Genomic DNA, 14,107 nt, shown 5'->3' on the forward strand with positions numbered 1-14,107 from the left:
TTCATGCCTTTATCACGACTCAACAGGAACCACAGCATTTTCATATAGCGCATTGGAAAGATAGCGACCAATGGCGTCATGAGCCGCAGCGCTGTAGTGCGCATCAAACGGTGCGACAGGTAAACGACCTGTTTGCTTGTATAATTTGCGTAAAGGCTCTTGCAAGTCAAAAAATCTCAACCCTCGCGCGGTCACAATGTCACGAAGGTGAGACTGATACCACCGAGTCGGTTGATCATTTGATAGTTGAGAAGGAAACGGGAGCAATATAAAACTCAAGGTAAACCCGTGTGCCTTCGCCGAGGCGATAAACGCATCGACTTGAGTGGTCACAAACCTCAGCCATCGATCTACCTGAGCATCCTTTTCACCACGTAAGACCTTCGAAGCAAGACTCGATCGCTGATTCCAGTCTTTATAGAGGCTGTGCAGCCATGCAACAAGCGCGCTCTTACGCGCGGCCTGCTTCACATACCATTGAGCCAAGACTCGACCATCGGGCTTCCCAGCCAGATCAAGCATATACCAGTCCCGTGCTTCGATTTGTCGATAATATCTTGGAATATCCATCTCTCTCATACTGTACATATCAAGAAATACCATCACATGGTCAGGGGCCACATCGACGCCAACCTCTTCAAGTAAATTGAGTTGCTGACGGAGGGTAAAAGCTCGGATACCAAAATTAATGACTCGATAGGTTCCTGCATGATCGGCGCGATTGAGATGATCTTCGAGGACATTCGTGAAAAGTTCTGCGTCAGCAATTCCTAGCCCATAAACCTGAGTACCTCCAAACGCTAAGATACGATGCTCGTCAAGGCGTTTAGGATTAACTTTTTTTCCTCGCAAACCTAAATCATTCAGCTTTGTGAGCTCATCATAGCCGTAATGTTGATCCCCGGGTATCGGTCTATATCCAAACCTAGGATCTGGTTGGACGCGAATTAACGGCAATTGCTCCGGCCGTGGGGCACCGATCAGAATACGTATCGCACCTTCAAAAAGAAGGACAACAGCAACGAAACCAACAATAAATTTCATCACACTCTCGAGCAGACGAGACCACTCTTACGTTCAACAGCATCCCCATCGTATACGAAACGAATCAAATCAGAACAACATGCTCGCAAATGCCACTGTTAATGAGGATCTAAGAAAGTCCAGATGTGAGAATGGTTCATAGGTCGTATGAAACGCTAAAAACCTCGAAGATACATCATAGGAACAGGCAACGCGAAGAACCTGAGAGTCAGTGATATCGTTCGTTACGCCTCGTAGCGTATCCATGCAGGCAGAAGTCGTATCACCAACAGACTCCTTGATACTTCCCGCGAATACGGTCCTTTTGAGGAATATTGACAAGATCGAGAATGATTTGATCATCCCGAGTTGTGCGAACAAGGACATCCATGATCGCCTTGTCGCTTAAGCCAACGATGAGAACCTCAGCCTTTTCGACCAAGGATTCACAATTTTTGGTCATTAATGAAGCAATATGAGGAATCGTCTCTTCAATAAAACGACGGTTTGCCCCCATCAGTCTTGCCACATTCACTTCAGGATCATAAATATGAAGATCAAGTCCTTTTCCAATGAAGCGCTCGGCCATTACCACCAATGGACTTTCCCGCAAATCATCAGTCCCACTCTTAAAACTTAGCCCAATTAATCCAACAGACTTTTTCCCATAATTCAATACTGCATCAATGGCATGATCGATATGGATGGTGTTGCTTGTCAAAACATTCGAAAGCATCGGCACCGACACATCGCTGGTTTTAGCCACATAGAGCATGGCCTTTAGATCCTTGGGTAAACACGAACCTCCAAACGCAAACCCAGGCTTCAGATAGGCAGGAGAAATATTGAGACGCGTGTCACGGCACACCATATCCATCACGGCGTGCGAATCAACGCTCATCGCCTGTGAGAGTCGTCCAATTTCATTCGCAAATGTCGCTTTGAGAGCATGAAAGATGTTGCAGGCATACTTGACCATCTCTGCCGTTCGGATTGACGTCACAATGAATTCACACGGTAAATGCCCAAACAGATCACGCAACACCTTCTCCGCACGTAATGAGTCCGTACCCACCACCGTCAACGGTGGATGATCATAATCTTTAATAGAGGATCCCTCTCGAAGAAACTCAGGCTGAAAACAGACATCAAAATCCTGTCCTTTCTGCTTGCCGGAATGTTCTTCAATAATGGGTGTAATGATTTCTTCTACCGTCCCTGGAAACACCGTCGATCGAATGACAAAGACATGGTATCCGACTTTTAATTTCATCGCTTGCCCGACCTGCTCACTGAGCCGCCGTATGGCCGATAAGTCTTGGCTGCCATTTGAACGTGCCGGTGTGCCGACACACACAAAGGACACCTCTGAACGATGCACCCCATCCATAGGATTATCAGTGACATCCACGCGGCCGCACGAACCGGCATGGCTCATTAGCTCTTCCATGCCTTCTTCGATAATGGGCGTGGCACCTTGACGTATCAAATTGAGTTTCGTTTGATCCAAATCGACTCCAACAACCGCATGTCCATCTCGGGCGAGACAACCCAACGATACGGCTCCGACATATCCAAGGCCAAAAATGCTGACGTTCATCACTTCCTCTTTATGTTTTATAAAATCAAGGCCAAACGTTGTCAGGATAGGATCCCAAACAGAGACCACTCATTGTCTATTCTCGTGTCATATATCGGCAAGAACCACGTAATTCATTAACGTCCATCCTATGCCATTTTAAAGGTTCCCTACTTCGATCATAGCGGAAAAGACCTCATCAGTATACCATCCTGGACTCATCATGAAATCGTTCAGGCCGTTTCTCTTAAGGATCAATTTCTTAAGAATGTTCACTGAAAATCATGGGATAAAGCCTAGATAGGAGGATTACAGAAAGTGAAAGAATTGAGATGGTGCATCGAGGCACGCGGACTTGCTCCATTGTGCCGTCCCTGACTCGGGACTCAATGCGTCTCAGCCGAGTACTTGCGAATCAAAACATCACAGGACATAATTGATGTATTCGTAGATGAAGAGAGCGAGAACGTCACTGTACGCCCCCCCCTCACCAGGAAACTCAACATTATTGACATAATTGACACACTGCTGCGTCTTTGGTAATTTTCTGCTCTCGCCTTTCTATAGCCTATTTTAAATTTCTATTCGTCGAAATCGTGGCATCGGGAACCAGCAAATGCCGTTCCTTCAATTGAGTATCCAGTATGTCCAAGTCCATCATTCCAAACGATGCCTATATCATGATTATTGGTGCGATGAAGAGCGGCACCACGACTCTGTACTGGCATCTCGCTCAACACCCCAAGATTTGCTCATGCGTTCATAAAGAGCCAGAATATTTTTCTGAAAATCAAGGGCACGGAGTCAGCGTCCAGCACTATTCCGATTTATGGGACTATAATCCAGATCAACATACCTATGTGCTTGAGGCCTCGACTGGGTACACCAAATACCCTTCTGAACCGAATGTCGCCCACAAAATAAAGGCCTATGGAATCACCCCTACCTTTTTGTATGTCGTCAGAGATCCATTTAAACGCATTGAGTCGGATTACAACTTTTCCCTAGATAAAAAATGGTTTGACCCGAAGCTGCCAATAACTGATGACCGGTACGTAAGTATTTCAGACTACTCCATGCAATTAGAACCCTATCGGGAGCATTTTGGAGTCACAAATATTCTGGTGCTTGATTTCGATGAGCTTGTCTCCAACCCGGCACAACTTCTCACTTCCGTATTTGACAGGTTACATCTCAACAGTACTGATGTAGAAATAGTTGATGAAGTGAAGCATAAAACAAACCAATTATCGCAAGCTGAAGTTTTCCTGAATATGCACCCCCATATTAAGTCTGTGACAAACTTGTTACCTCAATCGGCCAAACAACTTCTTAAAGGACTGTACAAACCCGTCGCTAAAGTTAGTCAAAAAAAACAACTATCAAAAGAAGAACGAGCCATTATTCATAACAAATTACAAGACCACATGCGTTTGTTTCAGGAGCATTATGGCTTTCATGTCGAGAAATGGGGCTTTTCTTAGTCACATTTCCCTTCTCGCCTTCTTCACTGATCAACAACGAAGGCGAGCCGTCTCTGCGAAAAAACTGCCTGCTCCTTATACCCCGCTTAAAGGGGGCGCTAAGCCAGCGCACGACCTCTACAACTGGAGGAAATATGGTGTTACGATACATGATGCAGAGCAAGAACTCACAATCCAGTTGAGGGAAGACTCTCAAGCGTGATCGGGCAAAGGCCGATAACCCTCTATAAACGATAACCAGCGACAAACCCGATTCCATGACATTGAATAATCGACAAGCACCCCTGATGGATACTCCATTTCTATGAGCTGCTTAAGCAGAAAATGGGAAGAAAAACAATTACCCATTATTGCTTTTTCGCATACGATCTGGGACGGCCAATGGGCAGGACGTCAACACACGCTATCCCGACTGGGAAAAAGAGGCTGGCCGGTCCTCTATTCCAACGGCGCCCTGTACTCTCATCAATGTACCAATGCTCAATACTTTGGCCACGAGGAACAGAAAGATGATGTACGGCTGTACAAGCCAGGGAAAATTCTGCCAAGGAACTATAAAATTCCCCTGGCCGATCGATGGGCCGTGAAACATCATTGCAAAAAGCTCAAGCAGATCTTGTCCATACACCCAAACGATGAGTTCATTGTCTTTTGCTTTAATCCGTCATTTTTCCCATATGTCAAAGAATTAAATCCGACTTATGTTCTCTATCATATGTTCGATGCGTATAATTTTATCGGTGAGGATGAAAATACCTACCATGAACAACTCGTCGACATGGCTGACCTCGTGACGGCCGTCAACCATACCGTGTGGGATGAAATGATCAAAAACCCCACAATTGAACGGCATATCGTTGAAAATGGTGTTGACATTTCATCATTTGATAATGCACGGCAACCATCTGACATTTCAACTCGCATCGAAGAAATCCCTGGCCCCAGAATAGGATATCTAGGAACTATAAATCGGAAACTTGATTATGTATTGCTCAATCAGTTAGCCGAGAAATTTACTCGCTGCCACTTTGTGTTTATTGGACGTGTGATGAATAACACGATGAAATCAGATCAAAAAAAATGGACGTCGTACCAAGATTTTTTCCACCGAGAGAATGTGACCTATGTCGGGCAAATTGCTAAAGAACATATACCATTCTGTTTGGATTTAATGGACATTCAGATTGCTCCGTACCTCAGCACCAAAGAATCATGGATGTTTGCCGCCTATCCACTGAAAATCAATGAATACTTGGCGTCTGGAAAACCCGTTGTTTCTGCATACACGGCTCCGATCAAGCAGTATTTTGAAGGATATATTGATATTTGCCATACGGTCGACGAATGGATCGATGCGATCCAACGAAACCTTGATGGCACGTCAGCTTCAACGTCGATAGAACGAACAAACTATGCCCGGCAAAATGACTGGGAAAACCGAGTGGATAAATTTGAACATTTCATTCATAACCTGATGGAACAGAAAACTGCATGCTATTCTTCATCAATTGGTTGATTGACTAGATATCGACAAGGGGTTTCGTAAAATCCATACGAACGTGTAGAACCAGCAACCAAAAGGAAATCGTTTATCTCCCATCGATCAATTATCCAAAAGCCATGATCAGCCACTGATACTCTTATGAATAAAGACCAACAAACATCTGAAATGTCCTTCTCTCCCTTTAAACTTGCCATCATTGGGACAGGGAAAATTTCATACGGTTCACATATTCCAGCCGCACTAGCATCACCGCGAGTGAAGGTTGTGGCGTTTGTGGACCCCGAGATAAGCCGAGCACAAAAAATTGCGAATGAATTCGGACTTGAAGTGGAAATACTCTCATCGATATCAGATATGAAAGGTGAGGTTGATGGTGCACTCATTGCCACACCCAACCACCTTCACGCCCCCCTGGCCATTGAATGTTTACGCAACGGCATTCATGTACTCATCGAGAAACCGCTCGCATCAACCCTACAAGAAGGCCTAGACATTATCGAAGCGGAAAAGCAATCTGGGAAAAGAGTGGCTGTCGGGTACTGCACAAGATTTTATCCAAACTTTCAATTGCTTAAAGACTTACTCGAGCAGGGATACTTTGGAAAAGTCAAAAAGTTTGCCTATCAATTTGGAACCCCTGGAGGATGGGCCACGTTTTCCAACTATCTCATGAAACGCCAAAATATCGGTGGTGGCGTCCTGGTTGTCACGGGCACCCACTTCCTTGATCGTATGATCCATCTGTTTGGACTTCCTGACAACATACAGCTCAAGGATGACTCCTTAGGCGGCCCCGAAGCCAATGCGAGAATGTTGATGAAATTTGGACAAGGTGATGAACAAATTTCTGGATACGTTCATTTTTCTAAAACAACCGCCTTGCCATCAGGGTTAGTGTTAGATACAGAAAAAGGTCATGTTTTACTGCCTGATAATATGAAAGACCTGGTGTTATACCCCTATGAGCAGCCTGATTTGGCTATTAATCTGAGTAAAATCAATGGAAAGATTTCAGCCGGTTCTCAGTTCCAACAGCAAATAGAAGACTTTGCGCTCAGCTGTCAACTCAATCACAAACCTATGGTTTCAGCCGAAGAAGGACTTTTATCATTACAGCTCCTAGACAAAGCCTATCAACATCGAGAAGCCTTACCAGATACGTGGTATGAGAAGAATGGGAGGACTCAATGATGCGAGTGGCGGTCTTTGGAGCTTCAGGGTTTGCCGGTACGGCTGTGATTGAACGTTTACTTGCCAGGAACGATGTCGAGGTTTTAGCCGTGATCCATTCAGATGGAAGCGCATGGCGTTTATTCCGACGTCTCGACCTCACGCTTGAACAAGTTGATATTTTATCTCGCCAACAGGTGAAAAACGTACTCAAAGGCGTCACACATGTCGTCAACTGCACGCGCGGCACTGATCATGTCATGATCGACGGACTGAAAAACCTGTTAGAAGAAGCCAAGCACGCTCAGGTCCAACGATTTGTCCATATCAGTAGCGTCCTCATTTATGGCGATAAACCTTCACCAGATTCTGTTCATGAAACGGCTCGGCCTGACCCTCAAACCAATGCCTATGGAATTCTGAAGTTGAAGCAAGACCAGTTAGTCCAAGCCGCGGCGCAAGCCGGTTTACCAAGTACCATCCTCTGTCCTCCCAATATTATTGGCCCAAGTTCCTACTTACTCAATGGCCTGGTCAACATGATTAAACAAGACCAATTCGGATTACTAGATGACGGCAAGACAGCATGTGCCACTGTCGATGTGGCCAATCTCGCGAAAGCCATCGAATTGGCCTTATTTCATGGCAAGGGTGACGGGACTCGGTACTTTGTGACAGATAACTACAACACAACGTGGGCAGAACTCGCAGAGCATCTCCTGCCCCTGACCGGAAAAACACAAACCATTTGTATCACAAAGCAGGAGATTGAACGGCATACCAGGGTCCCCAACATATCCTACAATCCATTAAGATCTTTCAAACACCTTGTGGGCAGCAATGTTCGTGAAGCGTTGCGCTTAGACCCTCTGCTCTGCAAAGTGGACTTATTCTTTCGTGGACTTGTCGGAAAACTTCCTGGGGACATGGAAGAAAAGGTCAGATTGAGCATAGAAGGCCCGACCGTCATAGCCAAAGTGACAAATGCAGCACCGATAAATTGGCAGTTCTGCTCGGCTCAGATGCGAGGCGTGTATCATTCCTGTGACCTGCTACAGAAAGAATTGAATTATACCCCTGAGTTTACCTTTCATGAGAGTATGAATGCCTACATCAACTGGCACAATACGATGAGAGGATATGATACTGAATTTGCCAACATTTTGAAGCGGCTTGCATAAGAATGTATGCTGACAGTCTGGGGCAACGATCCTCTGGGAATCACCGGTCAAATACTAGGCACTCCTTCTTCAATTCTCGACTATTGCCCCAAGACCCACTTTTCTGCACATGTTGTATTTTATTTCAGTTCGTCAGCAGGTATTCTTATATCATGAGCAAATCCAAGTAACTTCCTAAAGCGACCGAGACTACGATCGTTGATAATCCTGGTATAACGGAATAGACAGCCCGAGGTTAAACCCTGTTTTCTAGAGTATCGGTTAATGTAGCCAAGTCAGCAAAGTCATACGCCTCATAGATCGGAAGATAATTGAAACGGTCATCCGTTGTAACAGACCTTGATATGACGGGTTGAATTGACCTATCAATTCGTCGGAGATAACTCTTGTTAATTGTGAGCAGACATATATCATCACCGCAAACACCCTAACAGCTCCATTATTCCAACGTTCTCCATTTTCTCAGATATGTCTCACTTACGTGTATGGGGAGAATTCGGGTCTTTTTTAAACCACTTCGGATATTCACTTCCTTGAGAAATAAGACGTTAGGAGCATTCCATGAATTGTGATAATCGTACATTTCTTTTCATATATGCATAAACACTATAGTACCCATGAAATTGCAGCACACCAGCAAGAATTCACAAACTCCCGTTGCAACATGACTCTGAGAGGTTGAAGAATATTAAAAGTGGAGAAAGAAGGTGAGGGAGATGCTAGCATCACAGCGTTCATTGGAAAAACACGGTGAATACTTCGCCGATGCCTACGGTGGGAAAAAAGCGTTTTTAAGAAATTCATTCTTTTCGGCTAAAGCGATGCTGGGTGGGTATTCCGTCTATCGGCGCATTAATTGGCTCACGGTTTCAAGGGTGATTTTTGTCTGTCATGGAAATATCTGTCGCAGTCCGTATGCTGAATTCAAGTTTCGTGAGCTGGGCGGACACACCATTTCAGCCGGCCTAAAAGCCAAGTCAGGCAACCCTGCAAATTCAAGCGCACAAGTTGCAGCAAGTAGTCGGGGCATTCAACTTACGACTCATCGGAGTCAGAACATTCAAGAAGTCTCATTGCAATCTGGCGATTTGCTTGTCGCCTTCGAACCCGATCATGCCAACTCGCTCTACGATCAATATTTTAAGGAAAATGATGTCCAGGTTACATTGCTAGGATTATGGTCTCCACAATCCTGGGCTGTGTACTTTCATGACCCATACGGTTTGTCCAATGCGTATTTTGAACAATGCTTTCATCGTATTGACTTGGCCCTAGCAAAGATGTGCTCGCATTTCACCCCGACAAAGCCATGAGGAACAGCATTGAAGGATAACTGGAGAAACAGCCTTTCGATATTGGTGACCGAAGCTCATGCAATTGGTTCCCTTGCAGTTATACGCTCTCTTGGTCGAGCCGGCTACCGCGTGGTCTCGACATCTCCTGTCGAAGACGCATTAGGCTTTTCTTCTTCTTATTGCGAAGTCGCACATCAGCAACCGTCATATGATGACCATGAAAAGTTCATCGCCTGGTTGAGCAAGATCCTCCATCAAGAAACCATAGACTTAATTATTCCTTCAGAGGCCTTTTTATTAGCCATTCGACCATGGTTTCAGCAATTTCAGCATCTCCTGCCAACCCCCAAAAACCAACGGTTAGTCTATCAGGCATTGAGTAAATATGATTTATTCCAAGCTTCTATAGAAGGAGGCTTTCAGGATCATTTACCACCGTTTGCTCTGCTTGGGGAAGATGATGCATTACCATCAAACAGTGAGCTACAAATGCTTGGGGAACCATTGTTCCTCAAAGTTGATGCGGTGTATGCCCGAGATGGGAGTTCTGGAGATGTCATTAAATGTCGAACCAGTCACATAGCCAGTGAACGACTCAAGCAGCTACGCCAGCGCTACCAAAAGGTTCTCATTCAAGGATATGTACAGGGTGCTGGAGTGGGAGTGTTCTTATCACAATGGCAAGGTGCGATATTAGGAGAATTCATGCATCGCCGTGTTCACGAAGTCCCGCATACAGGGGGAGTGTCTTCATTGCGAAGTGCCTGGAAACACGAGGCGATCTTAGCTGATGCGAAATTGAGAGCCACACATCTTGGCTGGGAAGGCGTGGGGATGTTTGAATATCGCTGGGACCCTGTCAGTGATAAATTTTCTTTGATGGAATTCAATTCCCGATTTTGGGGTTCTCTCCATTTAGCGTTATTTGCGGGGATTGATTTCCCAAGATTTTTAGTCGATGCGATATTTGGGCATGTCAACCCTCCGGCCACAGATTATCCCCTCATTCAATGTCGACTGACCTTTCCCCGTGAGGTCGAATATGTCTTTTCCTGCTTGAAAGATCCATCATTTTCGATTGCCAAAAAATTATCGATATGCTTAGAGTTTGGATCACTTGGCATCAATCCAAAAATATTTTCCGACCTCAACTTTCCAGGCGATCGCGCGTTATATTTAAAAATGATGATTCACTCTCTGCGTCGCTTTATGTCTTAAAGGACTAACATGATACGATTGGTCGTCGTTATAATCTCAGCCGAATATGGATCTGCCGTTTTGTACGATTGAGACCAACAATCTTTGGTGATACGAATATCATCATCTTAATTTTCATCGTGTGTCAGACTCACATTTTTTGATTCCCGAAATTTGACCTCTCCCGTTCATTCATGAGTAGGAAAAGATGAAAATGTCGATCAAAAATAGTATTTATAGTCTCGCCAAGCAAACAAGGCTATTCACACTCTCAAACCATTTAACGAAACAATACTTACGAATCTTGTGTTTTCACGGATTTTCATTCACGGACGAGCATCTTTTCAGGCCTAAGTTGTTTCAAAGTCCGGAGTTATTTAAGCAACGCATGCGTTGGCTCCAGCGTTCAGGATATCACGCTGTAACGCTGGATGAATCTCTTGCGCTCTTACGTCAAGGAAATTTAAGAGGAAATGAAATTGTCATTACCATAGACGATGGATTCCACAGTGTTTCTGCCCTCGCTGTCCCAATTCTTCATGAAATGGGCTTTACCGCTACTATTTACGTCACCACCTATTATGTCCTGCATCATAACCCCATTTTTCGTTTAGCCATTCAATATTTTTTCTGGAAAACATCGATGGTGAAAATTCAGATTGCTGACTTAGTCGGTGAGAGGAGCGCCTCTAAAGCAACAAAAGGATTGGATGGAGAAAGAACGATACAACGAATCATTGATCATGGGGAAACAATCCTCGACGAACCAGGAAGAGTCGATCTCGCACGAGAGATCGCCCATCGACTCAATCTTGACTTTGAGGAACTTGTCGCCTCACGACGGCTATCCCTGATGACAGAAGAAGAGGTGGCAAACCTTTCACAGCAAAACTTTGACATTCAATTGCACACCCATCGTCATCACCTTCCTCCCGATAGCACCGCGGTCAAACGAGAACTTGAAGACAACCGGGCCGTGCTACAACCAATCACCGGTCGGTCCCTTCATCATTTATGTTATCCGAGTGGAGAATGGTCACAGGCTCTCTGGCCCATCCTAGAGAAAGAACAAATTCATACTGCGACGACTTGTGAGCCTGGCCTCATTTCACCAAACACTTCACCATTGGCCTGGACTCGGTTTCTTGATTCAGAAACAACCCCACAAATCGTTTTTGAAGCCGAAATCAGCGGGTTCGCACATATCATGCGCAAGATGATGGCACGATAATTTTTCTGTGAAATACGTCTACTCATTCAAGCAGAACAATATTTCACCTTTCAGGATGTAATGTAAGGCCTTTTGGAATTAACCTAATTTCAGTTTCTGTCGAATCATATTCAAAAGTTCTGTTTCTATAGCTTCTGTCCCACCAAAGGCTCGCCATAATAGTCCAATCACAGACAAATAGACTGCGGCCCCAACAAGCATTTTCACGATCAATAAGACCAACAAGGGAAAAGCGAAAAAAGCACCCACCCAGGAGATTGCCCCCATCATGCACGCACCTGCGACCACAGGGCGGACGACAGCACGAATAATACGTCCCCACTCCAGTTCACTGACACTGATTGCCGCACTGTTCAACACGATAAAAGAAAACGTAGCACTCGCAATCATGCCGTACACGACACCGATCAATCCGGCAAATTGGTAACCAAGATAGACGCACCCCAACATTACAAGAGCCCGTAACCAGGCCACAGCTGCCAATAGCTTCACCCGTCCGATCACAATGACTAGACTCCCCGCCAGTCCATGTAATGCCATCACAACTTCGGCAATAGGCACAAGTTGCAAAAGCGGTACAGTCTCCAACCATTTATGGCCCAGTAAAATCGGTACGACTTCTGGCGCAACACTTGACAGTCCAAGCCCAGCGGGAACCACAACGAGGGCCATCCCAGATATGGCCCTCGTAAAGGCTGAGGCTAGCCGACTCGGTTCATTTTCAAATTGGGAAAACCCCGGAACAAACGCACGTGAGGCTGGCTGAACAATTTCAGCTGTAGCCATGGAAGACACATTCTTAGCCATGGCGTAATAGCCCAACCCGATTGAGCCAAAAATCTTCCCCGTGATAATCTCATCTCCTCGACCAAAAATATAATTCGCGAATCCTCGTACCAACATCCATTGCGAAAATGAGAATACTTCTCCCACGGCTTCTAATGAAAAACGCGGACGGTACGATGACATGACAAAACTCAATCCCACCGCGACACAATGGTTAAACAACGATCCCACAACCAGTGCCCAATAGTTTCTCAGGTAGAACGCCAACCCAATCGTCACCAGAAATCCACCTAGTTTGATATAGACATTGAATTTAAAGTCACGATCAAACTGCAAGTGTTTTCGAAAATCTATGGTACCGATATTTTCCCACGCTCGCACAAAAGCCCCAAACGCGATCACCCAAAGGATTGGCATCACTCTGGGCTCTTCATAACCGGAGGCAATGAATGGCGCAGCAACGGCTAACAAGACCGCCACGCCTCCCATCTGTAATAAACGAATCGTCCATGTCGTATCGTAATGTTTTCGTTCGGCATTCGGGTTGCGAAGCAATCCAAACTCTAAACCGAAGTCAAGTAATTGATTGATGAGGCCAACGCACACCATCGCCATAGCGACAATACCGAAATCTGCTGGCATCAAGAGTCGAGCCAGGATCACGGTACTCATCAATCCGATAAGTCTCACTCCCCAACGCATGGCCATCATCCATGCGACCCCACCTAACAAGATTTCCGCTAACGGTTTTGCAGGCGACAATTTTTATCCCTTCTTCAAACTACCGTCGACACTTTCATGACTGCTTCGCTTCACAACAATGAGGACAGGGGCCCAGCCTTTTCCGTTCTCAACATTGAACACGGCAGGCATACCGTTGAATACACAGTGTACTCCCTTCTCTCCTTGCATCAAGCACCGTGAAATGACTGACACAATATGCACACGCGTTTCCCTAAACCTAACCTACCGGCTAGTAGATCAAAATAATCCAGATGACGACTTTGAAGAGTCTGAGAACAGAGTCACAGTAAATCACCGTACATGATTTTGACAGCATACGGCTTGGCATGAATCAGGTAGAAAAGTAATTGAAACCCTATTCGACACGTCTATCTCTCAACTTCAGACACATCTCAAAATTCTCCTGAAACGCATCACAGATTACAAGTAAGCATTCAAGAACATGTCGTGAGCTGATATGTTCATGATACGAAAACCTGCGTAATCAGCACCCCACACACAGGTAGCCAAGATCTTTAATGTTATATGGGAATGATAAATGAACGGTGGGATAACGAGAAAATGAACCGAGAATCAATCACCATGATCTACGAGCAATGAACTTGACCGGGTTAAACAGCACCAATAGCACCATGAACATATGGACTCTCGGTCAAAAAGAAATCGTCAAGGAACTCTTCGGCATATTGTTTAAGCCGAGCAGTGAAACAATATGGAAGAGTCCCTTGAATTGACTGTATTGTTGACAATTAAAACAGCGTATAGATAAAGGGTGCGACAGCAGAGCCTTCTGTTAACACAATCAATCCGCCGAGTAACAACAACATAATCAGAATAGGCGCCAGCCAAAACTTCTTGCGCTCCCGCATAAAGTCCCACAATTCTGATACAAATTCCTGCATACTCTTCTCCT

The 14,107-nt window shown here is 45.1% G+C and carries 11 protein-coding genes; 7 read left to right on the plus strand and 4 right to left on the minus strand.

The genetic code is table 11. The features are described 5' to 3' along the window. Window positions 1-12: 12 nt before the first annotated feature. Window positions 13-1,044, minus strand: a complete 1,032-nt coding sequence (locus tag ACWQXP_RS22240) for a hypothetical protein (RefSeq protein ID WP_454065075.1) — start codon at window positions 1,042-1,044, stop codon at window positions 13-15. Between the two features lie 262 nt (window positions 1,045-1,306). Then, window positions 1,307-2,623 (minus strand): nucleotide sugar dehydrogenase, encoded by a 1,317-nt coding sequence (locus ACWQXP_RS22245; RefSeq protein WP_454065076.1) that lies wholly within the window; start codon window positions 2,621-2,623, stop codon window positions 1,307-1,309. Window positions 2,624-3,246: 623 nt separating this feature from the next. Here ACWQXP_RS22245 and ACWQXP_RS22250 point away from each other — a divergent pair. The 7 genes from ACWQXP_RS22250 to ACWQXP_RS22280 all read left to right on the plus strand — a co-directional run bounded on the left by ACWQXP_RS22250 (window position 3,247) and on the right by ACWQXP_RS22280 (window position 11,664). Next, window positions 3,247-4,086, plus strand: coding sequence for a sulfotransferase domain-containing protein (locus ACWQXP_RS22250; protein WP_454065077.1), 840 nt, complete (start codon window positions 3,247-3,249; stop codon window positions 4,084-4,086). A gap of 304 nt (window positions 4,087-4,390) precedes the next feature. Next, window positions 4,391-5,602, plus strand: coding sequence for a glycosyltransferase (locus tag ACWQXP_RS22255; protein ID WP_454065078.1), 1,212 nt, complete (start codon window positions 4,391-4,393; stop codon window positions 5,600-5,602). A 126-nt stretch (window positions 5,603-5,728) separates the two neighbouring features. Then, a complete protein-coding gene (locus ACWQXP_RS22260) occupies window positions 5,729-6,781 on the plus strand; it encodes a Gfo/Idh/MocA family protein (protein ID WP_454065079.1) in 1,053 nt (350 codons plus the stop codon). Beyond that, window positions 6,778-7,941 carry an NAD-dependent epimerase/dehydratase family protein gene (locus ACWQXP_RS22265; RefSeq protein ID WP_454065080.1) on the plus strand — a complete coding sequence of 388 codons (1,164 nt, stop codon included), beginning with the start codon at window positions 6,778-6,780 and terminating at the stop codon, window positions 7,939-7,941. The genes ACWQXP_RS22260 and ACWQXP_RS22265 overlap by 4 nt, the downstream gene beginning before the upstream one ends. A gap of 716 nt (window positions 7,942-8,657) precedes the next feature. Beyond that, entirely contained in the window at window positions 8,658-9,254 is a 597-nt protein-coding gene (locus ACWQXP_RS22270; RefSeq protein WP_454065081.1) for an arsenate-mycothiol transferase ArsC, read from the plus strand. Between the two features lie 9 nt (window positions 9,255-9,263). Further along, complete coding sequence (locus ACWQXP_RS22275) at window positions 9,264-10,454, plus strand: hypothetical protein (protein ID WP_454065082.1); 1,191 nt, start codon at window positions 9,264-9,266, stop codon at window positions 10,452-10,454. Window positions 10,455-10,641: 187 nt separating this feature from the next. Continuing rightward, complete coding sequence (locus ACWQXP_RS22280; protein ID WP_454065083.1) at window positions 10,642-11,664, plus strand: polysaccharide deacetylase family protein; 1,023 nt, start codon at window positions 10,642-10,644, stop codon at window positions 11,662-11,664. A gap of 78 nt (window positions 11,665-11,742) precedes the next feature. On the opposite strand, the gene ACWQXP_RS22285 is transcribed toward ACWQXP_RS22280, so the two are convergent. Beyond that, window positions 11,743-13,212, minus strand: a complete 1,470-nt coding sequence (locus ACWQXP_RS22285) for a lipopolysaccharide biosynthesis protein (protein WP_454065084.1) — start codon at window positions 13,210-13,212, stop codon at window positions 11,743-11,745. Window positions 13,213-13,943: 731 nt separating this feature from the next. Then, window positions 13,944-14,096, minus strand: a complete 153-nt coding sequence (locus tag ACWQXP_RS22290; RefSeq protein WP_454065085.1) for a DUF5989 family protein — start codon at window positions 14,094-14,096, stop codon at window positions 13,944-13,946. Window positions 14,097-14,107 lie beyond the last annotated feature (11 nt).

The organism is Candidatus Nitrospira salsa (genome assembly GCF_965152625.1).